Source organism: Flaviflagellibacter deserti, from assembly GCF_042652085.1.
Taxonomy (GTDB): domain Bacteria; phylum Pseudomonadota; class Alphaproteobacteria; order Rhizobiales; family Methylopilaceae; genus Flaviflagellibacter; species Flaviflagellibacter deserti.
This window is the reverse complement of the sequence record NZ_JBHSJF010000006.1, coordinates 936,342-960,165: the sequence shown is the minus strand read 5'-3', so window position 1 is coordinate 960,165 and position 23,824 is coordinate 936,342. Positions and strand designations below refer to the sequence as shown.

General features: G+C 62.8%; 25 protein-coding genes. 9 read left to right on the top strand and 16 right to left on the bottom strand.

Features of this window, described 5'->3' with window-relative positions:
• Positions 1 to 30 precede the first annotated feature (30 nt).
• From ACFPFW_RS11675 to ACFPFW_RS11610, 14 genes are all read right to left on the bottom strand, one after another.
• Entirely contained in the window at positions 31 to 1,062 is a 1,032-nt protein-coding gene (locus ACFPFW_RS11675) for an ABC transporter substrate-binding protein (protein WP_379770812.1), read from the bottom strand.
• A gap of 279 nt (positions 1,063 to 1,341) precedes the next feature.
• On the bottom strand, positions 1,342 to 2,274 hold the full coding sequence (locus tag ACFPFW_RS11670; protein ID WP_114956133.1) for a 2-hydroxyacid dehydrogenase: 933 nt from the start codon (positions 2,272 to 2,274) through the stop codon (positions 1,342 to 1,344).
• Positions 2,275 to 2,281: 7 nt separating this feature from the next.
• Positions 2,282 to 2,524 carry a hypothetical protein gene (locus tag ACFPFW_RS11665; protein ID WP_379770808.1) on the bottom strand — a complete coding sequence of 81 codons (243 nt, stop codon included), beginning with the start codon at positions 2,522 to 2,524 and terminating at the stop codon, positions 2,282 to 2,284.
• Positions 2,525 to 2,554: 30 nt separating this feature from the next.
• Positions 2,555 to 3,157 (bottom strand): glutathione S-transferase, encoded by a 603-nt coding sequence (locus ACFPFW_RS11660; protein ID WP_114956135.1) that lies wholly within the window; start codon positions 3,155 to 3,157, stop codon positions 2,555 to 2,557.
• 10 nt (positions 3,158 to 3,167) lie between these two features.
• Positions 3,168 to 4,448, bottom strand: coding sequence for a TRAP transporter large permease (locus ACFPFW_RS11655; protein ID WP_114956136.1), 1,281 nt, complete (start codon positions 4,446 to 4,448; stop codon positions 3,168 to 3,170).
• Between the two features lie 26 nt (positions 4,449 to 4,474).
• Positions 4,475 to 5,080 (bottom strand): TRAP transporter small permease, encoded by a 606-nt coding sequence (locus tag ACFPFW_RS11650; protein ID WP_114956137.1) that lies wholly within the window; start codon positions 5,078 to 5,080, stop codon positions 4,475 to 4,477.
• 105 nt (positions 5,081 to 5,185) lie between these two features.
• Entirely contained in the window at positions 5,186 to 6,172 is a 987-nt protein-coding gene (locus ACFPFW_RS11645) for a TRAP transporter substrate-binding protein (RefSeq protein ID WP_114956138.1), read from the bottom strand.
• 31 nt (positions 6,173 to 6,203) lie between these two features.
• Positions 6,204 to 7,298: a mandelate racemase/muconate lactonizing enzyme family protein gene (locus ACFPFW_RS11640; RefSeq protein WP_114956139.1), complete on the bottom strand. Its 1,095-nt coding sequence runs from the start codon at positions 7,296 to 7,298 to the stop codon at positions 6,204 to 6,206.
• Between the two features lie 342 nt (positions 7,299 to 7,640).
• A complete protein-coding gene (locus ACFPFW_RS11635) occupies positions 7,641 to 8,066 on the bottom strand; it encodes a GlcG/HbpS family heme-binding protein (protein ID WP_114956140.1) in 426 nt (141 codons plus the stop codon).
• On the bottom strand, positions 8,066 to 8,743 hold the full coding sequence (locus ACFPFW_RS11630) for a DUF1028 domain-containing protein (protein WP_114956141.1): 678 nt from the start codon (positions 8,741 to 8,743) through the stop codon (positions 8,066 to 8,068). The genes ACFPFW_RS11635 and ACFPFW_RS11630 overlap by 1 nt, the downstream gene beginning before the upstream one ends.
• A 22-nt stretch (positions 8,744 to 8,765) precedes the next feature.
• Positions 8,766 to 9,185 carry a RidA family protein gene (locus ACFPFW_RS11625; protein WP_114956142.1) on the bottom strand — a complete coding sequence of 140 codons (420 nt, stop codon included), beginning with the start codon at positions 9,183 to 9,185 and terminating at the stop codon, positions 8,766 to 8,768.
• The gene (gene argE, locus ACFPFW_RS11620) at positions 9,182 to 10,432 is read right to left on the bottom strand and encodes an acetylornithine deacetylase (RefSeq protein WP_114956143.1); all 1,251 of its coding nucleotides are present in this window, start codon (positions 10,430 to 10,432) and stop codon (positions 9,182 to 9,184) included. The genes ACFPFW_RS11625 and argE overlap by 4 nt, the downstream gene beginning before the upstream one ends.
• Positions 10,432 to 10,923, bottom strand: coding sequence for a flavin reductase family protein (locus ACFPFW_RS11615; RefSeq protein ID WP_114956144.1), 492 nt, complete (start codon positions 10,921 to 10,923; stop codon positions 10,432 to 10,434). Before ACFPFW_RS11615 ends, argE begins: the two co-directional genes overlap by 1 nt.
• Positions 10,920 to 12,374: a 4-hydroxyphenylacetate 3-hydroxylase family protein gene (locus ACFPFW_RS11610; RefSeq protein ID WP_114956145.1), complete on the bottom strand. Its 1,455-nt coding sequence runs from the start codon at positions 12,372 to 12,374 to the stop codon at positions 10,920 to 10,922. Before ACFPFW_RS11610 ends, ACFPFW_RS11615 begins: the two co-directional genes overlap by 4 nt.
• A gap of 90 nt (positions 12,375 to 12,464) precedes the next feature.
• On the opposite strand from ACFPFW_RS11610, the gene ACFPFW_RS11605 reads away from it, so the two are divergent.
• Positions 12,465 to 13,400 carry a LysR substrate-binding domain-containing protein gene (locus ACFPFW_RS11605; RefSeq protein WP_114956146.1) on the top strand — a complete coding sequence of 312 codons (936 nt, stop codon included), beginning with the start codon at positions 12,465 to 12,467 and terminating at the stop codon, positions 13,398 to 13,400.
• Here ACFPFW_RS11605 and ACFPFW_RS11600 read toward each other — a convergent pair.
• Positions 13,397 to 13,861, bottom strand: a complete 465-nt coding sequence (locus tag ACFPFW_RS11600; RefSeq protein ID WP_114956147.1) for a type II 3-dehydroquinate dehydratase — start codon at positions 13,859 to 13,861, stop codon at positions 13,397 to 13,399. The genes ACFPFW_RS11605 and ACFPFW_RS11600 overlap by 4 nt on opposite strands.
• 161 nt (positions 13,862 to 14,022) lie before the next feature.
• On the opposite strand from ACFPFW_RS11600, the gene ACFPFW_RS11595 reads away from it, so the two are divergent.
• The 3 genes from ACFPFW_RS11595 to ACFPFW_RS11585 all read left to right on the top strand — a co-directional run bounded on the left by ACFPFW_RS11595 (position 14,023) and on the right by ACFPFW_RS11585 (position 16,346).
• Positions 14,023 to 14,790: a maleate cis-trans isomerase family protein gene (locus tag ACFPFW_RS11595; RefSeq protein ID WP_114956206.1), complete on the top strand. Its 768-nt coding sequence runs from the start codon at positions 14,023 to 14,025 to the stop codon at positions 14,788 to 14,790.
• A gap of 68 nt (positions 14,791 to 14,858) precedes the next feature.
• Positions 14,859 to 15,131, top strand: coding sequence for a metal-sensing transcriptional repressor (locus tag ACFPFW_RS11590; RefSeq protein ID WP_114956148.1), 273 nt, complete (start codon positions 14,859 to 14,861; stop codon positions 15,129 to 15,131).
• A 9-nt stretch (positions 15,132 to 15,140) separates the two neighbouring features.
• The gene (locus ACFPFW_RS11585) at positions 15,141 to 16,346 is read left to right on the top strand and encodes a nickel/cobalt efflux transporter (RefSeq protein ID WP_114956149.1); all 1,206 of its coding nucleotides are present in this window, start codon (positions 15,141 to 15,143) and stop codon (positions 16,344 to 16,346) included.
• Between the two features lie 38 nt (positions 16,347 to 16,384).
• Here ACFPFW_RS11585 and ACFPFW_RS11580 read toward each other — a convergent pair whose 3' ends face one another.
• On the bottom strand, positions 16,385 to 17,443 hold the full coding sequence (locus ACFPFW_RS11580; RefSeq protein WP_114956150.1) for a sugar phosphate isomerase/epimerase family protein: 1,059 nt from the start codon (positions 17,441 to 17,443) through the stop codon (positions 16,385 to 16,387).
• 256 nt (positions 17,444 to 17,699) lie between these two features.
• Between ACFPFW_RS11580 and ACFPFW_RS11575 the strand changes: the two genes are divergently transcribed.
• From ACFPFW_RS11575 to ACFPFW_RS11555, 5 genes are all read left to right on the top strand, one after another.
• A complete protein-coding gene (locus tag ACFPFW_RS11575) occupies positions 17,700 to 18,863 on the top strand; it encodes an ROK family protein (RefSeq protein ID WP_114956151.1) in 1,164 nt (387 codons plus the stop codon).
• A complete protein-coding gene (locus tag ACFPFW_RS11570; RefSeq protein WP_114956152.1) occupies positions 18,860 to 20,380 on the top strand; it encodes a sugar ABC transporter ATP-binding protein in 1,521 nt (506 codons plus the stop codon). Before ACFPFW_RS11575 ends, ACFPFW_RS11570 begins: the two co-directional genes overlap by 4 nt.
• Positions 20,367 to 21,398, top strand: coding sequence for an ABC transporter permease (locus tag ACFPFW_RS11565; RefSeq protein WP_114956153.1), 1,032 nt, complete (start codon positions 20,367 to 20,369; stop codon positions 21,396 to 21,398). Before ACFPFW_RS11570 ends, ACFPFW_RS11565 begins: the two co-directional genes overlap by 14 nt.
• A 28-nt stretch (positions 21,399 to 21,426) precedes the next feature.
• Positions 21,427 to 22,401, top strand: a complete 975-nt coding sequence (locus ACFPFW_RS11560) for a substrate-binding domain-containing protein (RefSeq protein ID WP_379770794.1) — start codon at positions 21,427 to 21,429, stop codon at positions 22,399 to 22,401.
• A gap of 62 nt (positions 22,402 to 22,463) precedes the next feature.
• Entirely contained in the window at positions 22,464 to 23,627 is a 1,164-nt protein-coding gene (locus tag ACFPFW_RS11555) for a Gfo/Idh/MocA family protein (protein ID WP_114956208.1), read from the top strand.
• Positions 23,628 to 23,824: the final 197 nt, after the last annotated feature.

Sequence of the window (23,824 nt, the reverse complement as noted above, 5' to 3'; positions counted from 1 at the left end):
GAGCGGTCTGGCTCCGCCTCTTTCAGCCGTTCAGCGAGCGATCATGTTCTCGGCGAACCATTTGCGCCATTCGCCGGTCTTCTCGGCGCGAAGCTTGTGGTCGATGATGATCGCCTGGGACTTCCACTGCTCGGGAGTGGTGAACACCCCCGGAAGAGCCGCGGTCTCGGGCTTCAGCTTTGCATTGTCGACCACCGGGCTGCCTTTCTTGAACTCGGCGATGGCGGCCTGCACGTCCGGGTCGAGCGCGGCGTTGATGAATTTGTAGGCAAGCTCGCTCTTCTTCGTGCCAGCCATGACCGCCATCGTGTCGACGCCGAGCACCGCGCCTTCCTTGGGGATGATGATCTCGACCGGAACGCCCTGCGATTTCATGTAATAACCGTTCATCGACAGCAGGACCTGGATCGGCGTCTCACCGGTCGACAGCAGCTGCTGACTGTTGGCGTCGTTGGTATAGAAGGCCTTGAAATTCGGCTTCAGTTCGAGAAGCTTCGCCTGGCCCTTTTCCCACGTCGCCGCGTCGCCGCCTGACAGCATGGCCGAGACCACCATGATGTGGCTCGGATCGAAGTCCGGCGAGGCGAGCATGCCCTTGAACTCGGGTTTCCAGAGATCCGCCCAGCTTTCGATCTTGGCGCCTTTGGGCAGAAGGTCGGGACGATATCCGATCGTATAGACATAGGCCCAAGAGCCAATGTGGTAGGGGCTGATCTTCGCCTGCTCGACAAGATGCGAGGCATTCGGGATCTTCGACAGGTCGAGCTGCTCGTAGAGGCCGTCGTTCGCGTACAGCCAGCCGACATGCGAGGTGGTGAAGGTGATGTCGCTCTCGGGCGCGCCCTTGGCGAGCTTGGCCTTGTTGAGGCGGTCGATCGTGCCACCGGTGATGTACTCGACCGCGACACCCGTATCCGCCGTGAACTTCTTGGCGATGGTTTCGGCGATGAGATCGCGGAAGCTGCCGCCCCAGGTGCTGACGACGAGTTTTTCCTGAGCTTGGGCCGGCCCTGCCAACAATGCGGCGGCCACGGCCATTGCCGAGATGATGTGTCTTTTCACTGACGCGACTCCTTGTTGAAATTGTCAGATCGCCTGTAGCAAATGGCGTGCCAGCTAAAGTAATGACGCTAATCAAAGATTGATTATTGGTGATGCTTCTAGAAGTATATGTAGAGTGAAGACACAAGTGTTCACACGTATTCTCGGAAGAATACTGAGTGAACACATATTCGACGACGGATCGTTCGATTGACCCCGCCTCTGAGACAGCGTGTCCCCAAGAGGTGGATCAGTAAAATATTTTTAGTTTTTGATTTGCATCGAGAAATCAGATGCAGATCAGTAGCCGCGTTTCACATCCACGCAAAAATCCAGCTTTTCACCGATGCGAACGCGGCGGATGTTCTCTGCAATCTGCGGTGCAGCAGAGGAGGGTAGGGCGATCGACGCCAGATGGGGCGTGATCAGGACGTTCGGCAAAGTCCAGAGAACATCGTCCGCAGGAAGCGGCTCGGTCTGGAACACATCCAGCGTCGCTTCGGCTATCCGGCCGCCTTGCAGTGCCGCAACGAGCGCCTGCTGGTCGACGATGTCGCCGCGCGAGACATTGATGAGCTTCGCGCCTTTCGGCAGCAGCGACAGTTCGCGAGCTCCGATCCGGCCTCGTGTTTCCGGGGTGGCGGGCAGCATTACAACCAGAATATCGGTTTCGGCGAGTACCTGATCGAGTGCGTCGGCTCCGGCGAAGCAACTGACGCCTTCGATATCCTTGAGAGAGCGAGACCAGCCACGGACGTCGAAGCCTTGGCGCACGAGTTCGCCCGCCGCATATCCGCCGAGCTCACCGAGCCCAAGCACGCTGACGCGGATGTCTCGTGCTTCTCGCGGGTGGACGTAGTGCCATCGATGCTCGCGCTGCGCCCGCTCGAAGACCGGGATGTCTCGGGCATAGCGAAGCACTGCGAAGAGCACGAAGCCGGCCATCATCCGAGACATGTTCGGATCGGACAATCGCGTGATCGGAACGTCCGGCAGGTCGTCGCGCCCGACAAGGGAATCCACGCCGGCGCCGAGATTGATCACCAGCTTGAGGTTCGGATAACGCGCGAAGAACCCCGCCGGTGGGTTCCAGACGAGCGCATAGCGGACGGAGGCCGGATCCAGGGCCTCATCGGCCCGACGAATGTCAAGGTCCGGAAGCCCGCTCTCGAGCGCCTTCCGCCAGGCGTCGAAATCGTCGAACTGGCTATAGAAAATCAGTGTGTCGCGCATCGGTCGTTCACTTCAGCATCGGCCCGATCGCCGTACGTTCCCGCATGAAATAGAAGCCGTCCTGCTCGATCGCGATCGTCGCGTCCTCGAACTCCGGAAAGCGGGTAGATTCGATACGGCGGAAGTCTTCCCAATAGCCGCTCTCGTCGATCATCGGTAGTGCCGTCAGGCCGTCCACCGGCATCACCGCCCAGATCTTGGACCGGACATTGGTGCCGCGAACCCAGTTCATGATCGTCCACTCAGCCAAGATACTTCTCCAGTTCAGGTGCGGGACCGCTCAGGCGTCCATCGGCACGGTCATCTTCATCGACGGGCGTTCGGAAAACGCGGCGAACCAATCCGCCAGTAGCGGGTGAGGCGAGCGCCAGTCGATCTCGGGATAGCGAAAGTCGAGATAACCGAGGGCGCAGCCGCAGGCGATTGCGCCGATAGTAAGATTGGAAGGCACATTGTCCGCCATGCTAGCAACCGCACGATGGACCTTGGCGAGCTGAGCGTCGCGCCAGCCCTGCCACTGACGTTCGGCTGGTCGCATCAATGCCTCATAGCGCGCGCCGAGCGCGGCATCGATCAGGCCGTCGCCGAGTGCCTGTTGGGTCAGCGCCCGCCAGCGGGCCTTGCCTCCTGCCGGGAACACTTTGACGCCCGACGAGCGCGCGTCGAGGAATTCGCAGATCACCCGGCTGTCGAACAAGGTCTCTCCGTCGACGACCAATGCTGGGATCTTCCCGAGCGGATTGGCGCGATTCAGGTCCTCATTGGGCGTGACCGGGCTTGCGGTGGTGAACACGATCTCGATGTCGTCGACTTGGCCGGTCTCATGCGCGACGACCATCACCTTCCGCGTATAGGCGGACGTTGGCGCGTAAAGCAGCTTCATGGCTGTTCCCTCAGTCCTTCATGTAGTTCGGTAGCCAGGTGCTGATCTCCGGCACCGCCATCAGCAGGATGGTGAAGAGGATGATCGCCACGAAGAACGGAATGCAGGCCTTGAACACTCGGATCTGATCCACGTTTGCGATCCGGCCGGAAATAATGAGCGCAATCCCGATCGGCGGATGGAGTTGGCCGATGACGACCGCCATCACCATGAGTACGCCGAAATGCACGAGGTCGATCTGGTAAGCCAGCAAGGTCGGCATGATGACCGGGATCAAAACCGGGATCAGCGGATCGATGAACATGCCGGCGATGATCGCGAGAACCATCAGCGCGGCGAGGCGCATGAACATACTGTCGCCGACTGCCAGCACATCGACGAAGGTGGCGAGCGCCTCCGGTACATGGGCGCTGGCGAGGCTGACCCCGAGCGCGCCGGACAGGCCGACCATCAGGAGGAGCTCGCCGGATAGCTGCACGGAGGCGAGTCCTGCTCGATAGATCTCGCGCGGGCCAATGCTGCGGTAGACGAAGACGGACACGAGCAGCGCATAGACGACGCCGAACGCGCCGCCCTCGGTTGGCGTGAACACGCCGATCGTGGTTCCGCCGACGATGATCAGCGGCATTCCAATCGAGAAGAACGCGGCCTTGAACGTGGTCCAGATTTCGGACCAGGAGAGATCGCCGTGGCGCGGGAAATTGCGGGTGCGGGCGAGGACGAACACCACGCCCATGAAGACGAGCCCCATGAGAATGCCGGGGATGATGCCGGCCATGAACAGCGCGCCGAGTGAGGTGCCGGTTACCGCCGAATAGAGGATCATCGGCGAACTCGGCGGGATCATCGGGCCGACACCGGAGGAGGCGGCGCAGGTCGCGGCCGCGAAACCCGGGCTGTAGCCCTCCTTCTTCATCGCCGGGATGGTGATCGAGCCGGTGCCTGCGATGTCCGCGGTCGAGGAACCGAACATGCCGCCGAGGAAGATGCTGGTGACGACGTCGACCTGCGCGAGGCCGCCGCGCATCCAGCCGACCAGCGAATGGGCGAAGTCGAACAGCCGGGATGACAGGCCACCGACATTCATCAGCACGCCGGCCAGCACGAACAAGGGCAAGGACAGGAGCGAGTAGTCGCCGAGCCCATTCAGGATCGACTGGGGCATGACCAGCGCCCATTGCCCGCCCAGCCAAAGTCCAATGGCGACCGCGCCAGTCAGCGCCGCAATCATCGGAACCCCGATGACCAAGAGAAAGACGAGAAGCGAAATGCCGATGAGGGCGCCGACCATTGCGTGAAAGCCTCGTTTGTTGGTGGTCAGGCCTTGGCGGCCAGCAGACGCCCGCCTTCGACGATGAAGGCAAGGACGACGAGAATGGCGCCGATGAACAGCGCCGAGGTGAACCAGCTCGTGGGCAGGTCGAGATAGAGAGTGGTGTCATTGCCGAAGAGCTTCAGCTGGTTGAAACCGCCGACGGCGACGTAACAGAACGCGGCTGCTGAAAAGACGCTGGCGAAGATGTCCACGGACCTGCGCAGCCGCGGCGGCATCATGTCCATGAAGTATTCGATGCGGATCAGCTCCCGCTGGCGGATCGACAGATACACGCCGCACATCGCGAGCCAGGGCATCAGCGCCACGATCAGTTCGTCGGCCCAGATGACGGTGAAGTTGAAGATGTAGCGCGTCGTCGCATTGCCGAAGATCAGCAAGGTGATCCCGCCCAGGATCGCGACGCCCACGAACCCGATCAGTCCATCGATAACACGCTCGACGGGCGTCTCGGCCTGACGAAATCCGAGCTCGAATTCGCTCAGCGCGTCCTGAGCTGAAATCTCGAGATCGATCGGCGTTCCATCGCCGGCATATTCCACCGGCTCGTGCGGCCCAGGTCGGGCTTGATGCTGATTGCGCTTGTCCATGATCCACAATCCTAAGGCTGCGACCCGCGCACTCCTGACAGTGGGAGCACGCGGGTCACGAACGATGATCGGCACGGGCCTGCGAGACCCGTGCCGAGCTTGCGTTTACTTCACGGCTTCAAGCGTCGCCTTCACGAGATCGGCGCCGGCGATCTTGCCGACGGCGTCGTAGAGAGGCGCGGCGGCCTTCTTGAACGAGTCGACTTCAATTTCGGCAATCTGGATCTTGCCGCCGTCGCGCAGTTGCTTGATCAGTTCCTGATCCTTCTGCGTGCCGATCTCGCGCACTGCCACGGCAGCCTCATGCGCCGCGGCCTTCACAGCAGCCTTCTGCTCAGGCGTAAGGCTGTCGAACTTCGCCTTGTTCATGGTCAGTGTGACCGGCGTGTAGACGTGGTTCGAGATCGAGAGGTATTTCTGCACCTCGTTGAAGGACTGCCCGACGATGTCGACGAGCGGGTTCTCCTGGCCGTCGACCGTGCCGCTCTGGAGCGCGACGTAGACTTCCGAGAAGCTCATGTTCACCGGCGAGGCGCCGAAGGTCTTGAACATCAGAACCCGGGTCGGGCTGCCCGGCACGCGGATCTTCATGCCCTTGAAGTCGGCGGGCGTCTTGATCGGGCGGACATTGTTGGTCATCTGCCGGAAGCCGATCTCGCCGAAAGCGAGCAGTTCGAGGCCGGCCTTCTCGCGCAGCGAGACGCGCAGCTTCTCGCCGACATCGCCGTCCAGCACCTTGGCGACGACCGTCCGATCCTTGAACAGGAACGGCAGGTCGAAGACCGAGAAGCTCTTGTCCATCTGCACGATGTCCGAGCCGAACGGATAGACGTCGATCTGGCCGGTGCGGACCTGCTGCGCATGCACCGTCTCGTCGCCCAGCGTACCGCTGTGGAAGTATTCGAGCACTAGGCCATCGCCGAGCTTGGTCTTGAGATTCTCGTTGAACTTCTCGGCGATGACGCTGTCGAGGGAGTTCGGCGGCGAGGAACTCGATACGCGAAGCTTCAGCGCATCCGCCGAGGCCTCTCCCGCCAACATGCATGTACTTAGAACAATGGCGCTGAGAAGCGCCTTCATGGAAATTGTCATACCCCTGCCTCCTGCGAATAACGGGCGCCCGTCAGACTTCGACGAGCGTTTCCTTCAGCCTCTCTTTGTTCAGCGTGACGCCGAATCCCGGTGCCTGCGGTATCGCCACCCGGCCGTTCACGGCCTTGGGAGGGTCGACGAACATCTGGGCCTCGACCTGCTCGGTACCGACATGGATCTCTGCGAGCGTGCCGTTGCGGAAACCCGCAACGTGGTGCAGGCACCAGACGCCGCCACCGCCCGCGTCGGACAAAGGCTTGTTGTAGATTTGGGAGAGATGAGCGACCCGGCGGGTCTCGGTCATGCCGCCGTTGTACATGCTGTTCGGCATGAAGATGTCGATCGCGTCATGCTCGACCCATTCGCGGAAACGCAGCGCGTGGCCGTCCATCTGTCCGGCGGACAACGGGATCGTTGTGCGTTTCCGCAGCATGCCGAGATCGCGCGCGTCGACCCGGCGCAGCGGGTCCTCGAACCACGCTATGTTGTAGTCTTCGATCAGCGGGCATAGCCGCGCGGCGTCTTCGAGGCCGATGCTCTCGTTGGCGTCGATCGCGAGCAGGATGTCGTCGCCGAGCGCCTCGCGCACTGCCCGCACGCGCCTGGCGTCCTCGAGAACGCCGAGCTTGCTGCCGACCAGCATCTTCAGCCTTGTATGGCCCTCGGCGACCAGCCTCCGGCCGGCTTCGATCAGGTGGTCGATGTCGTAGGCGGCGAAGCCATAGGTGACGTAGACGTCCGCATAATCCTTGGCGCCGCCGAGGAGTTGCGCCACCGACCGGCCGCTTGCCTTGCCGATGATATCCCAGAGGGCAAGATCGATGCATGACAGGGCGGCCAGGTTGATACCGGTCATCGAGCCGCGCTCGGAGATTAGCGGCTGCAGGCGCGCGTGGATCTTTTCGAGGTCGCGCGGGTCCATGTCGATGACGGCCGGACCGAGATGCTTCGCGACGCTGGCCGCGACGCCGTGCCAGAGAAAGCGCGACGCCATCCCGATTCCAACATGGCCGTCATCGGTCTCGATCTCGCAGATGATGCGGTAGTCGTCCTCGATCGGTTTGTTGATCAGCGGAACGAAGTTCTCGAAGCGATGAACGCTGACTCGGACGTCCTTGATCTTCATATCCGGCCTCCGTCGGACTGACGGCGCGAGTCAGCCGGAGCTGTCGCGATGCGCGGTTGAGATCGACTGGACTGCCTCACCTTCGGAACATCCTCGTTTGTGGCGCGAATGTTCGGTGTATTGGAGATAAATAGTCAACTATAATCTACGTATATATATCACATAACGACAAATTTGTGCAGTTGTTCAAAAAAGATGCATGCATATGACGTCATTATAAACAGTAGCTAAAACGTAATTCGAAAGACAAAAGCCTGATCGCTCAGAACTATATCCGAACGTCAGGCTCTACAATAGAAAATTATGATTGCTGGCATCGATATATTCTAGATTTGATCCTTCCTATGGCTTCTGATCTTCGGCGCCGATAGCCGCGAGACCAGCCCGGGCAACCTCGACATCCTGCTCGCCCGTTCCAGAGCCAACGCCGATCGCGCCTACGCAATGGCCGTCGATGATGATCGGCAGTCCGCCTTCGAGATTTGTCAGTCGTCCACCGCCGGCGATCGCCAGCTTGATCTCGTTCCTCGGATCGAGGCGCGAGGTCGGCTGGCGATGCGACGATGCCGTGATCGCCTTCGACATCGACGTCTCGCGGGACAGCAACTTGGCCCCGTCCATGCGAACGTAGGCGAGCAGATTGCCGCCCTCGTCGACTACGGTGATGTTCTGCGGCACGCCAAGCTCCTCGGCCTTGCGCAGCGCGCCGTCGAGCGCCTGGAGCGCACCGGAATGGGTCAGCTTGAGGGTCGGTCTGGTCGCGGACATCAGAGGTCTCCCGGTACGCCGTAGGCGGGAGCCGTGGAAGGCTCCAGAGCGCGCGTCACATAGTCCGACGCCTGCGGCTTCCAGAGCATCCAGAGGCCGGCGAGCGCGCCGATCGGGTCGGTGTCGTGCCAGTCGATCCGCAGATCGGCGATAGGCCAGCTCACTTTGTCTGCGATCAGCATTCCCGCGGAATGAACCGGACCTTCCTCGCCTCCGGCTTCGACGGCGGCCGCCATCGCCCGGATGAGGCGGTCGCCGATGTGAAGTTCCGGCGATGCGGCGAACGCTTCCAGCATCAGCTTCGGGACGTCGCCATTCGCGAGCAGGTTCCCTGCGGCGACGGCATTCGTTTCCGCGGCGGAACGGTAGAGTCCGAGCGTCTTGTCGCCGGACCAGGAGGCGGCGCGTCCCTCGGAGTCGATCAGGGCGAGTTGCCTGTAGTCGACATGTCGTGCCTCAGCGCGAAGCATCTCCATCGCCTCGTTGGCCGAAAGCCCCGATGCGAGCAGATCCAGCCCGAGTGGGCCAAGGCTCGGATCCGTGATGTTCTGGGTCGCGACCGCGCCGACGCCGGCACGCACATGCGCGCAACGGGCGGCGACGCAAGGGCTCGATGAGGAAACAGCGATGCCGAACATGCCGGTCCGCTCGCATCGCGCGGCGATCGAGAAGGTCATTGGCGCGCTGCCGTCATCTGGCTCAGGCCTCGTCCGGGATGACGGCCGTGACTTCGATCTCGACTACCCATTCCGGGCGGGCGAGGGCGGAGACGACGAGCCCCGTCGAGCAGGGGAACACGCCCTTCAGCCAGCGACCCATTTCCCGGTAGACCGGTTCGCGATACCGGATGTCAGTCAGATAGACGACGATCCGGCAGATGTGCTCCATCTCTCCGCCGGCCTCTTCCATCAGCATCTTGATGTTCGACATCGCCTTGGCTGTCTGCTTCTCGGCGTCGCCGACATGCAGGCTCTCGCGCGTGTCGAGATCCTGGGAGATCTGGCCGCGCAGGAAGACCATGGTCCCGCGCGCGACGACGCCCTGCGACAGGTCGTTGTCGAGCTTCTGCTCCGGATAGGTGTCCTTGGTGTTGAAGGGGCGCAGCCGCTTGTGGATCATTGGTCTCTCGAAGTGTGGAGCGAAGACATCCAGTCTGGATCGGTGAGGAGGGCCTGCAGGCGGCCCAGCATGCGGTTGACGGCGGCGAGCTCGTCGCGGCCAATCCATTCGTCGGCCTTGTGAGCGCGAGCGATGTCGCCGGGTCCGCAGACCAGAGTGGGAATACCGGCGGCGGCGTAGAAGCCAGCTTCGGTCCCGAACGAGATCGTCGAGGCGGTCTGGCGATCCTCCGCGAGATCGGCGACGAGCTTGGTGGCACCGGAATCCGGGCTGCCGTCGAGACCGGGATAGTCGATCAGCGGCGTGACCTCGATCCGGGCGTCCGATGCCGCCGCCTTGAGCGACGCCTCGGCTCCGGCGATCAGCCGATCGACCCGTCGCAGCAGATTGCCGACATCCGATCGCGGCGTCGCGCGGATCTCGAATTCGATGACGGCATTATCGGGTACCAGATTGAGGGCCGTGCCGGAATGCAGCGAGCCGACGTGGACGGTCGGACAGGGCGGGTCGTACCCCGGCGAGTCCGGCGCGGAAGCACATTCGCGTGCGAGATCGCGAAGACCGACCGCGATCTCGGCCGCTGCATCAAGTGCACTGGCGGCCTTGTGCGGATAGGCCGAGTGGCCGCCCTTGCCATGGACGGTGATCCGCCGCGCGACCTTGCCCTTGTGGCCGCAAACGACCCGCATCCGGGTCGGCTCGCCGACAATGCACAGTGCGGGAACCGTCGGAAGCGCCGCGACCTCGGCGACGAGATCCGGAGCACCGAGGCATCCGAGTTCTTCGTCATAGGAAAATGCGATGTGCACGGGCGCCTGAAGTGAAGCTTTCGTCAGTTCCGGCACCTGTGCCAGCACGGCGGCGACGAAGCCCTTCATGTCGGTTGTGCCGCGCCCGTAGATGCGGCCTTCGATCTCCGTCGCCCTGAACGGCGGAGTCGACCACGACTGGCCTTCTACAGGAACCACATCCGTGTGCGCGGACAGCACGATTCCGGCCTTATCGGCAGGACCGATCGTCGCCAGCACCGATGCCTTGTCGCCTGAGCCATCGGGAATTGTTCGGCTGGCAACGCCATGCATCTTCAGAAATTCGATGATGTAGTCGACCGCGGCGAGGTTGGAGCGCACGCTCACGGTCTCGAAGGCGACCAGATCAGCCAGAATCCCGATCGTGCGCTCAGTCACGTCGTCCGCCGCGTCGAAAGACGCACTGTCGAGACGAAGCGTGGAGAGCGCGTCGGACATCAGGCGGCCTGCAGCTTCTGATAGGAGCGATTGGCATGTACCAGTGGCTCGGTGCCTGCGCAGGCGAGGTCGACGACGATACCGGCAATGATCCGGTGGGAGCCGAACTCGAATATCTCGGCGACACGGCAATCGAACGAGCAGAGCGAGCCGCGCAGCACCGGAGCGCCGGTAGCCAGCGCATGCCATTCGCCTTCGCCGAACCGGTTATCCTTCAACTCTGGCACTCGCCCGGCGAAGGTGTCCGCGACGCGTTGTTGATCGCTCCCGAGCACGTTCGCGACAAAGACACCGTTCGCGACGATCGCGGGCAGGGCGCGGCTGTCGCGATGAATGCAGAGCACGACCGAGGGCGGCTCGAGCGACAGCGAGCATAAGGTCGAAACTGTCACGCCAAGGCGGCCGGCCTCGCCATTGGTTGTGACGACAGTCACGCCCGATGCCGTCATCGACATCGCGTCCCGAAAGCGGTCGGCGTCGACTGGATTCATTTTGAAGGTCCTTTGATGCGTTCCGACAGGCCGGCCGATTTGCGGACGAATTCCAGCGGACCGGAGAAGTCGAAATTGCCGTAGACGGCAGCCAGATGATTGAAATGGGGCGCTTGCGCAAATTGTACGAAGGTCAGGCGGTGGCCCGCGTAGTCCGAGTTCAGGAGGTCGCGGGCGAAGGCGAGCAATTTGCGGCGGTCTTCCGCCTCCCATTGTTCGTTCAGCGTATAGAACTTGTTGAGCCAGTCGCCCGAGCCCGGCGTGTTGAACGCGGCCGCATTCGGGGTGACGCAGATCTGGCCGCCACAGAGCTCGCGGGCGATGTGCATCATCGCGGGCAGCTGCGAGCAGGCGAAGACGCGGCCGGCATAGAGCATCGACTGCTGCGGCATCAGGAGCCCCCCCGGGCTCTTTTCCGCCAAGGCGATCGAGGCCGTCAGATGCGCGTTGATGCCTTCGCGATAGCAGGCGAGGTCGGCGAGCTTCTCGCGAACCGCCTGCATCTTGTCGAGGCCGGTCTGCTTGGCGTTCCACATCGCCGCGCCGATCATCATGTCGGCGACATAGAGAAGGCGGAGCACATATGGGAACGCCGAATAACGATGCAGCGTCGAGCGGATGTACTGCGCCGCCTTGGTGTGACGATAGAAGAAGACGTCTTCCCAAGGGATCAGCACGTCGTCGAATACGACCAGCGCCTCGACCTCGTCGAACTTATTAGCGAGCGGATAGTCCGCCGGGTCGGTGCGGCCGGCGAAGCTTGACCGGCAGATGTGCTTCACGCCCGGCGCGCCCATCTTGACGATGCAGCCGACGGCGTAGTCGGAGAGGGTCTCGTTGGTCCACGCGCCGACGGTCGGCTTGAGGAATGCCTGGTCGGCATAGGCCGCGGCCGTCTCGTATTTCGCGCCGCGAATGATGATGCCGGCGTCCGTCTCTTTCTTGACGTGCACCATCATGTCCGGATCTTGGTCCTGCGGCGCGCGCGATCGGTCCCCCTTCGGATCGGTGTTCGCCGAGACGTGGAATATGTCTGTCTCGATGACGTTGCGGACGTGGCGGTCGACATTGTCCGCGAACTTGGGATCGAACTCCGCAAGCACATCTCGGCCGTCGATCAGCGACCAGACCTCACCGATCGTCTCGTCGCCGACGCGGGTGACCACGCCGCCGATGTCCTTCATCACGGCATCGACCGCGTCGAGCTTGTCGGTCCAGTCCTGCGTCTCGCGGGGCGGCTTGTAGAAGGTCGTGTGGCGCTGGTTGTCCTCGACGTAGGTCAGGCGATCCCGGTAGGTCGCTTCGTGCTGCATGTCGTACATACGGGCACGGACATCGACGATCGGCTTGAAAGCCTTGTGCGTTGTCACGTCGGAAACGCGCTCACCATCGATCCAGATTTCGCGGCCGTCGCGCAGCCCAGCCCGATACTCGTCTCCCGTCCGGATCATTCCAAAACCCTCATTAACGTGGATGAAGGTTGCGCCCGGGCCGTAGATCAATAAAATATTATTATGCGTTAAATGGCATAGGAATTGCCGATGAACATCTCACTCCGTGCCCTGCGCTACGTCGTGGCGACCGCCGATTGCGGGAACCTAACCGAGGCAGCGAAGAAACTGAACGTCTCCCAGCCGTCGATCTCGGCTGCTCTGGCACAGGTCGAGGCGGAACTCGGCGTGCAGATATTCGTCCGCCACCACGCTCGCGGCGTGACGCCAACCGCGGCCGGCAATCGCATCGTCAATGACGCGCGGGCTCTCCTGAACCACGCCCGCGATTTCGCGACGACCGCGCAGTCGCTGGGCGACGAGGTGAGGGGAGAGATCTCTGTCGGCTGCTTCTGGACGATCGCCACCCATGTCATGCCTCGCTTGCTGTCGACATTCGCCGAAAAGCACCCGGGCATTTCGGTCAGCCTGGACGAGGGCGACCAGCAGCACATCCTGGAGACGTTGATGTCCGGCCGCACCGAGATGGCGCTTGCCTATAGACTCGCCATTCCGGACGAAGTGCAGGGCGAGCTTCTGGCGGAACTGCCTCCCTACGCAATCCTGCACGCCGACCATCCTTTCGCCGGACGTTCGGAGGTTCACCTCTCCGAATTGGTCGACGAGGATTTCGTCATGCTCGATCTGCCGTATTCGCGCGACTACTTCGTCGGCCTGTTCCACGCCCGAGGCATCGAGCCGCGCATCGCGTTCCGCTCGCGAGCCTATGAGCTGGCGCGCGGCCTCGTCGGTCACGGGCGGGGATACACGATCACCAATCTCGTACCACGAACCACCTACACGCATGACGGCGGCCGGGTCGCCGCCGTGCGCATCGCCGGCGATCCGGAGCCGATCCAGCTGATGATCCTGTCGCTGAAGCGGCAGATGCAGCGTCCTGCGGTGGAGGCGTTCGCGACCCATCTACGGTCGGCGTTCGCGGCCGGCGGCGATGCACTCAAACCCGCATTCGCAAAAGCTGGCTAGGGAGCGGGGAGGGGACGCGTTCCGGTCAGATCGGCAATCGCCAGCAGCGCCAGTTCGTATCCAAGGGCGCCGAGGCCGGCGACGACGCCCGTCGCCGCCTTCGACACGAAGGATTTGTGCCGGAACGGCTCGCGCTTCCAGATATTGCTCATGTGCGCCTCGATGATCGGCCCTTCATAGGCCAGCAGCGCGTCGAGGATCGCGATCGAGGTGTAGGTGAGGCCGGCGGCGTTGATGACGATGCCCGCTGTCGTTCCGCGCGCCTGCTGGATCCAGTCGACGATCTCGCCCTCGTAGTTCGATTGCCGGAAATCGAGTTCCAGCCCCAGGGAGGCAGCCCGCGCTTCGCAGCGCTCCTTGATCGCGGGAAAGCTCTCGGTGCCGTAGGTGCCGCTCGGATCGAGGCCGTAGAGGTTTGCGTTGGGGCCGTTGATGAAAAGAATCTTCTGCGTGGTTGCCATGTGATGTCCTGACGCGCTGTCGTCGATGCAAGATTAGGCGCGCTCGGAGAAAGCGATGAATCGTACTTTCCGATGCAGTGCATCGAACAATAATGGCGAGCGGCCCGGTTGGTCTGGCCGGATTCGAAATCTATGCTCCGCGCAGTTCAGCCGGAGTTTACATGTCCGCGATTGCCCCGAAGTTTCGTCCAGACGGTGATGGCTACAAGGCGCGGATCGGACTGATCTACATCGCATCGAGCGTCGTGATGGAAGCGGAGATGTGGGCGATGGCGGCGGAGGGCGTGTCGATCCATACGACCCGCATCCATCTCCCCAAGGTCACCATCGAGGGGATCGAGGAGATGATGGCCCATCCGATGCTGGAGCAGTCGGCGCGCCTCGTCGGCTCCGCGCCAATCGACGTCCTCTGCTTCGGCGGCACCAGTGCCTCGTTCCTGCGCGGCACAGCCTATGACAAGGCACTCACCGCCAAGATCGTCGAATGGGCGCCAGGCCCGAAGATCACCACCGCATCGACGGCATCTCTTGCGGCTCTCGCCGAAGTCGGAGCCGGCAAGGTCGCGCTCGCGACTCCCTACGTTGACGAGATTCACCAGCGCGCGATCCGTTTCCTGGAAGAAAACGGCCACGAGGTCGTCCGGCACGGCAATCTCGGGATCAACAGCGATCACGCTCTCGCCGAGGTTCCGCTGGAGAAGGTCTACGACCACGTGCTGTCCGTCGATCATCCGGACGCCAGCGCGATCTTCATCAGCTGCACGAACTTCCGCAGCGTCGGAGCCATCGAAGCGCTGGAGGACAAGCTCGGCAAGCCGGTGATCTCGGCGGTCCAGGCCTCGTTCTGGCACTGCCTGGAACTGACGGGAGTCGATGGCGCAAAGCCCGGCTATGGCCGTCTCTTCGCCCGCCGCCTCACTCAATCCTGATCAGCGACGATGACTATGGCGGCCACCCAATTTTTTGCCTATCTGTATCCCCTCCTGGAGGATAGGAAATGAACGAACCTCATCAACATCACGAAGCTGTCGCCAAGCGCCTCAAGCGGGCGCAGGGCCACCTGAAAACGGTGGTGGCGATGATCGAGAATGGCCGTTCCTGCCTCGACATCGCCCAGCAGCTTCACGCGGTCGAGAAAGCCATCGGCCAGGCCAAGAGAACCTTGATCCAGGACCATCTCGATCATTGCCTCGAAGAGACGATCGGAGCCCTGCCGCGCGATCAACGCGCGCCGATCGATGAGTTCAAGGAAATCACCAAATACCTGTGAGGCTGACACATGCCGTCATTTGAGGAACTGATCCAGCAGGGCGCCGGTAACGCCTGGCTGTTCATACCCAGCGCAATCCTGCTGGGCGCCTTGCATGGGCTGGAGCCCGGTCACTCGAAGACAATGATGGCCGCGTTCATCATCGCGATCCGGGGAACGATCGCCCAGGCAGTGATGCTCGGTATTGCCGCGACCGTTTCCCATACGATTGTGGTTTGGACGATCGCACTCGGCGGCATGTATCTCTATCAGGGCCTCGATGCTGAAAAGGTCGAGCCGTACCTGCAGCTGGTGTCCGGGGTGATCATCATCGGCATGGCGCTATGGATGATCCAGCGGACCTGGCAGGACCAGCAGGCTGCCAAGGCCGCCGCCGACCATTCGCACGGGCACCACGATCACGATCATGACCACTCGCATGGTCACGATCACCACCATGACGATGTCCGGATGATCGATACCGGCCACGGTCTCCACAAGCTGGTGCTGCACGAAGATGCCGCCGGGGCCCGCTGGCGCTTCTCCCCCGAGCGCGGCAAGCCTTGGACGGCCGGAGAAGTCACGCTGAAGACCGAGCGCCCGGACGGCCGCGAGCAGACTTTCACCTTCCGCGAGGCCGGTAGCTATATCGAGAGCGTCGAAGTAATTCCGGAGCCCCATGACTTCATGGTCCGCCTCGTCCTGGGCCACAAGGACCACTCACACGACTTCGATGTTTCGTTCCTTGAGAGCACCGCGGGATCCGATCATCTCCATGAGGAGATGAGGGGACTGGAAATCGGCACGGACGGCTACCAGGACGCCCACGAACTCGCGCATGCCAACGACATCCGCAAGCGCTTCGCTGGGCAGCGCAATGTCACCAATTGGCAGATCGTGCTCTTCGGCCTAACCGGCGGACTGATCCCATGTCCCGCTGCCATCACCGTCCTGCTTCTCTGCCTGCAGCTGAAGGAAATTCCGCTCGGCGCGGTTCTGGTTCTCTGCTTCTCGATCGGCTTGGCCGTGACGCTGGTCCTCGTCGGAGCAGCCGCGGCGGTCGGTGTCCGCCACGCGACACAACGAATCAGCTGGTTCTCGACTTTCGCCCGGCGCGCGCCCTATTTCTCAGGCGTTCTGCTCGTGGGTGTCGGACTTTATGTCGGCTGGCATGGCTATGCCGGTCTGCCGGATCACGCGGCTTCGGCTGCAGATCTGACGATCAGCCGGGGATGAGCGACCTAATCCGGCGGCATCCGCGGGCGTGGCCGTTCTCACGAGAGACCAAGCATCCGCCGGGCGAGATTCGTATCCTTCGCGCCGCCGGCGAAGTCATCGAAGGCCGTTTCGGTCACGCGAATGATGTGGTCGGCGATGAAACGGGCGCCTTCGCGGGCGCCGTCTTCGGGGTGCTTCAGCGCGCATTCCCATTCGAGCACCGCCCAGCCTGCGAAGCCGTACTGCGTCAGTTTCGAGAAGACGGCCTTGAAGTCGACCTGTCCGTCGCCGGGCGAGCGGAAGCGACCGGCACGATCGATCCAGGGCGCATAGCCCGAATAGACGCCCTGGCGGCCGGTCGGGCGGAACTCGGCATCCTTCACGTGGAAGGCGCTGATCCGCTCGTGGTAGATGTCGATGAAGGAGAGGTAGTCGAGCTGCTGCAGGACGAAATGCGACGGATCATAATTAATCCGGCAGCGCGGATGTCCGCCCAATCGTTCGAGGAATAGCTCGAAGGTGGCGCCGTCGAAGACATCCTCACCCGGATGGATCTCGAAGCCGATATCGACACCCTCGGCATCGTAAGCGTCGAGGATCGGTCGCCAGCGGCGCGCAAGTTCCGCAAAGGCCTCCTCGGCCAGACCGGGAGGCCGCTGCGGCCAGGGATAGACGAAGGGCCATGCGAGCGCCCCGGTGAAGCTGACGCTGCCGGTCAGGCCAAGCCGTCGCGAGGCTCTGGCGGCGAACAGCATCTGCTCCACCGCCCACTTCTGACGCTCGCTCGGCTTGCCGTGCACCTCTCCTGGAGCGAAAGCATCGAAGGCGGCATCGTAGGCGGGATGGACGGCGACGAGCTGGCCGAGAAGATGGGTCGAAAGCTCGGTGATCTCCACACCGTTCTCCCGAGCGGTCCCCGCGATCTCATCGCAATAGGTCTGCGAATTGGCGGCCTCGGCGAGATCGAAAAAGCGCGTGTCCGAGGCCGGCAGCTGGACGCCGCGATAGCCCAGACCGGCAGCCCATTTCGTGATCTCCGGCCATGACGAAAAGGGGGCGACATCGCTGGCGAACTGGGCAAGGAAAATCGCGGGACCATTTATCGTCGCGGGCATTTGTGACGGCCTTCTGCGGATTGGATCGTCCGACGTTGCCGCAAGGTCGAGCGCTTCGTCCAGCCTTCAGCGAATGGCCGAAGCCAAACGCGCTTCAACTCCACTTCAGCTCGGTGCAGGCCGAAGTTCGGCCTTGAGCGGCGGCAGTTTCTTCGCCTAGCCTTGGATTCAGAGCGGCCGAATAAGGCCCTAGGGAAACGCTCGGGAGGCTAAGATCGCGCTGCCGTGGCATCATGTAAGCCCGGGCGAGCTCGCGATGCTCAATGCGATCTTCTGGTCGGGCGGCTGTGCGCGCCACGAATTATCGGACACGCTCGAGTTCTCGCGCAGCAAGACCAATGCGCTCGCCGCCGGGCTGCTTGAACAGGGCCTCCTGGATGAGGTTGGCCTCCAACTGTCGCGAGGCGGCCGGCGGCCCGAGACCCTCCGTATCGATTCTCAGATGGGCGTGGTGATCGGCGTCGACATCGGCGCGACAAGCCTTGATCTTGCTCTGCTCCGCCCGGACCTCAGCGTCGTCGCCAAGCACTCACAAACCGCCGACGTCCAACTCGGCCCGGGACCGATCATGTCGCGGCTCCGTACGCTGATCCCGGCCATGCTGGCAGAGAACGGCATTGCGCCCGAAGACGTGCTCTCGGTTGGCATCGGCGTGCCGGGGCCGGTGAACTTCGCGGTCGGCCAGCTCGTCAATCCGCCATTGATGCCGGGCTGGGACAGTTTCTCCATCCGCGACGACATTCGCGAAGTGACGTCGGCGCCCGTCTTCGTTGACAACGATGTGAATCTGATGGCGCTCGGCGTGCTGTGGCGCCAGCACCGGCAGATCCAGGACTTCCTCATCATCAAGGTCGGGACGGGAATAGGCTGCGGTATCGTCTGTCATGGTGAGCTTTATCGCGGGGCGAGCGGCTCGGCCGGGGATATCGGGCATATCTGCGTCGATCCCGAGGGCCCGGTGTGCCGCTGCGGCAACAGAGGCTGCGTCGAGGCGATGGCGGCGGCACCGGCAATCGTCGAGATGGCCGTGGAGGCTGCTCAGTCCGGCCGGAGCCCCATTCTCGCGGAGAAGCTCAAGGCGAAGGGCCGGTTGGAAGCGATCGATGTGGGGGCGGCGAGCCGCGCCGGCGATGCCGCCTCCGACGCGATCATCGCGCGGTCCGGGCATCTGATCGGTCAGATGCTCGCGGCGCTCGTCAACTTTTACAATCCCTCACACGTCTTCGTCGGCGGTGGCGTATCTGGTATCGGGCCGATGTTCCTTGCAGCGATCCGGCAGAGCGTGAGCCAGCGCTCCCTGGCGCTGTCGACGCGTCATCTCGAAATCACCTACGCCCCGCTCCGCAACGAGGAGGGCTTGATCGGGGCAGGTGTCCTGGCCATGCGCGAGGCGCTGCGTATCGGGAGTGTCGCCGTATGACCGACACGGCACAGAGCCTAGCCGGCGTCTCAGTTGCCTTCGACGGCATCGTCAAGCGCTTCGGCCCCGTCGAGGTGCTGCACGGGGTGAGCTTCGCGCTGGAGCCCGGCCGCGTCTATGGCCTGCTCGGCGAGAACGGCGCCGGCAAGTCGACGCTGATGAAGATCCTCGCGGGCTATGAGGCGCCGAGCGCGGGCAGCGTGCTGATCAATGGCGAGCCGGTCTCGTTCAGAACTTCCCGCGATGCCGAGACGCTCGGAATCGTGCTGATCCATCAGGAGTTCAACCTGGCCGAAGACCTCACCGTCGCCGGCAACATCTTCCTCGGCCACGAAAAGAAGAGGGGCTGGTTCCTGAACGAGGCGGCGATGCGGGAAGGCGCACTCGCGGCGATGCGGCAGGTCGGGCTCGACATCGATCCGGCGACTCCCGTTCGCCGCCTGATCGTCGCGGAGAAGCAGCTCGTCGAAATCGCGAAGGCGGTGGCGCGTCGCGCGCGGCTCCTGATCATGGACGAGCCGACGGCGACCCTGACACCGTCCGAGGCCGCCAGGCTCTTCGCTCTGATCGCGCGAATGCGCGCAGATGGCGTGACCGTGATCTACATCTCGCACAAGCTCGACGAGGTGGAGCGGATCACCGACGAGGTGATCGTCATGCGAGACGGGCGGTTCGTCGGCCGCGCGCCGACGCATACGGTCACGCGCCATGCGATGGCCACGATGATGGTCGGCCGCGAGATCGCCGATCAGTTCCCGCCCCGTCTGACGGTGGATGAAACCCGCGCTCCGGCTCTTGGCGTCCGCAAAGTCAGCGTTCCCGGCTGGGCGTATGAGGCCAGCTTCGAGGTCCGTCCCGGCGAAATCCTCGGCTTCGCCGGGCTCGTTGGGGCAGGCCGCACCGAGTTGTTCGAGGGCATTCTCGGATTGCGCCCGGCGAGCGGAACAATCGAGCTGCAGGGGAGGGCGGTAAAGTTCCGCTCGCTGCGCGACGCAGCCAAATACGGACTCACCTATCTGAGCGAGGACCGCAAAGGCAAAGGCCTGCATGTCGATTTCCCGCTCGGTCCAAACCTGACCCTGATGGCGCTCGAGCGTTATGCGAAACCCTGGCTCGACCCGTCGGCGGAGAGACGGGCGCTCGAAGGCGCGGTCGACGAATTCGGCATCCGCGCCGGATCGCTCTCGGTCAAGGCATCATCATTGTCGGGCGGCAATCAGCAGAAGCTTGCGCTCGCCAAGGTGCTCCATCCCGAACCGAAGGTCGTCGTTCTCGATGAGCCGACGCGCGGCGTCGACGTCGGCGCCAAGCGCGAAATCTATTTCTTGATCCATCGGCTGGCCCAGCAGGGCCTGGCGGTGATCGTCATCTCGTCCGAGCTAATCGAGCTGATCGGGCTCGCAAATCGGGTCGCCGTCATGCGCGCGGGCCGGATCGTCGCGACGCTTTCGGGTGAAGAGCTGAATGAAGAAACCATGATCGCTTACGCCACGGGGACGCGGCATGTCGCAGCCTGACATCAACACCAGCACGACCAGCGTGGGCAAGGCCGGACGCCGGAGTGCCAACGCGAAGTCATCCCTCTCCGAGCGGTTGGCAAGCCTGGGGCCGGTCCTCGGGCTGATTCTCCTCTGCGCGGTCGGGACGGCGCTCAACAGCGACTTCGCCACGGTCGACAACCTGACGAACGTCCTGACGCGCACGGCCTTCATCGGCATCATCGCGGTCGGCATGTGTTTCGTGATCATTCTCGGAGGCATCGACCTCTCGGTCGGGTCGATGGCCGCGTTGATCGCTGGCTGCGTGATCATGTTCATCAACTGGGCAGGACCGGCGCTCGGATCGCCGCTTCTGGCGGTGCTGCTCGGCGCGGCGCTGGCCGTCGTCCTCGGAGCGGCTTTCGGGCTGATCCACGGCGTTCTGATCGCGAAAGGGCGGATCGAACCCTTCATCGTCACGCTCGGCACACTCGGCATTTTTCGTGCCTATCTGACCTATTTCGCGGATGGCGGTGCGCTGACCCTCGCCAACGATACCGCGGATCTCTACGCGCCGGTCTACTACGGCAGCTGGCTCGGCGTTCCGGTGCCGGTCTGGGTGTTTCTCATGGTCGCGCTGGTCGGCGCTCTGATTCTCAACAAGACCGCCTATGGACGCTACGTTCAGGCGATCGGCTCCAACGAGGCGGTCGCCCGCTATGCCGCCGTCGACGTCGATCGCATCAAGATACTGACCTACATGCTGCTCGGCGCCTGCGTCGGCATCGCGACGCTGCTCTATGTCCCGCGTCTCGGCTCGGCCTCGCCGACGACCGGACTTTTGTGGGAACTGGAGGCGATCGCATCCGTCATCGTCGGCGGCGCGGCGCTCAAGGGCGGCCAAGGCAGCATCACCGGAACGGTGGTCGGCGCGATCCTGCTCTCGGTGATCAGCAACATCCTCAATCTCACGAGCATCATCAGCGTCTACCTGAATGCCGCCGTGCAGGGCTTCGTCATCATCGCCGTCGCGTATTTGCAGAAGGGGCGCCGTTAGAGCGACCCGCCAACAGGGAGGTAATGAAATGTCAGAAACGAACCGGCGTGACATGCTGAAGTCGGCGGTCGCGGCCGTCGCCTTCGCGGCCGTGGGCGCGTCGCCCTCACTCGCGGCAGAGACCGTCAATCTCGGCGTGTCGATCCCGGCCGCCACCCACAGCTTCATGGGCGGCATCAACTACTGGGCGAACCAGGCGAAGAAGAATCTCGAGGCGCAGCACAAGGACCTGAAGATCACCATCAGGACGGCCGCGAACGCAACCGAGCAGGCGAACCAGCTTCAGGATCTGAGCACGGTCAACAAGATCAACGCGCTCGTGGTCTTCCCCTTCGAGTCGGCCGCGCTGACGAAGCCGGTCGCAAACGTGAAGGCGAAGGGCGCCTACGTCACCGTGGTCGATCGCGGCCTGACCGATACGAGTGCGCAGGACGCCTATGTCGCTGGCGACAACACCGCGTTCGGCCGAATTCCCGCCGAGTACATCGTCAAGAAGCTCAACGGCAAAGGCAACGTCGTCGCCCTGCGCGGCATCCCGACGACGCTCGACAACGAACGCATGGATGCCTTCACAGCCGTCCTGAAGGCGCATCCCGACGTCAAACTGCTTGATGCCAAGTATGGAAACTGGAACCGGGACGACGCCTTCAAGGTCACACAGGACTTCCTGACGCGCTTCAAGGAGATCGATGCGTTCTGGGCGGCCGACGACGACATGGCGTTCGGTGCCATGCGTGCGATCAACCAGGCTGGCCGCAAGGACATCAAGCTGATCTTCGGCGGCGCCGGCGCGAAGGACATGGTGAAGGTGATCCTCGACGGGTCCGATCCACGGATCGAGGCCAATGTCAGCTATTCGCCGAAATTCATCTACGACGCGATCAAGCTGACCGCCGAGGCGCGGCTGAAGGGCGAGAAGCTGCCGCCGACGACGATCATTCCCTCGGTGCTGATCGATAAGGGCAACGCCAAGGACTTCTACTATCCCGACTCGCCGTTCTGAGCCGGCGCTCTCCCGCAACGGTCGCCGCGATGGCGGCGGCCGCTTTCCCCACGGATAAGATCATGAGCGAGGAATCCCCGCGCAAGCTGCGCTATGCGATGATCGGTGGTGGGCGCGATGCCTTCATCGGGGCGGTGCACCGGCATGCGATTGCGCTGGACGGCATGGCCGAATTCACGGCCGGAGCCCTCTCGTCGACGCCCGAACGCGCGCTGGAATCCGGCCGCATGCTCGGCCTTCCACCCGCGCGCAATCATGGCGATTGGCGAGCGCTGCTCGACGACGAACTACGGCGTCCCTCCGACGAACGCGTCGATTTCGTCACGATCGTCACGCCGACCGACACACATTTTTCGATTGCTGAAGCATTCGTCACCGCAGGCTTTCATGTCGTCTGTGACAAGCCGTTGGTGCAGTCCTCGGAGCAGGCGGAGACTCTCGTCCAAGCCGTCGCGGATCAGGGAAGCGTGTTCGGCGTCACCTACAACTATACGGGTTATCCCATGGTCCGTCAGGCGCGCGACATGGTGCGCGACGGCACGATCGGTACGGTGCGGAAGATCGTTGTCGAATATAATCAGGGCTGGCTAGCCACCGCGCTGGAGCGGGAAGGGCAGAAGCAGGCGAGCTGGCGCACCGACCCGGCGATGAGCGGCATCGGCGGCGCGATCGGCGATATCGGATCCCATGCCGAGAACCTCGTCTCGGCCGTGACCGGGCTCGAAATCGAGTCGCTCGTCGCTGATCTGGGCGCATTGGTTCCCGGCCGAGCCCTCGATGACGACGCCAATATGTTGCTGCGCTTTCGAGGTGGGGCTCGCGGCGTGCTGGTCGCCTCGCAGATCAATACCGGTCTCGAAAACGATCTCCGTCTTCACGTGTCGGGAACACTGGGAACGCTGGAGTGGCGGCAGGAACGGCCCAGCCGGCTGATCCATCACCGGCATGATGGCCCGAAGATCGTACTGACGCGCGGTTCGCCCTGGCTGAGCGCCTCGGCGAAGAGGGCAAGCCGCATCCCGGCTGGTCATCCAGAAGGATTTATCGAAGCGTTTGCGAACATCTATCGCGGCGTCTTCGCCGCTATCAAAGCGAAAGAATCCGCCGGCACCGCCGATCCCATCGAAGCCGATTATCCGACTGTTCAGGACGGCGCTCGCGGCGTGCGCTTCATCGAACGCGCAGTCCAGTCGTCGAAACAAGGACAGTGGCTGGCATTCGATTAAATCCCTTGCTCATCTCAATAGCTATATAATATGACTATTGGATGCTGCTGAAGCGGGACCGACCGTCCATCAGAAGACGGCGGTGAAAAGGGAGGCCGGCCATGAGTCGAACGGCAACGCTGCCGAGGGCGAACACATCTTCGTCTCTCGGACTTCACGAGCTTGCTGCAGACCGTTCCACATCCACGCGCCACGCC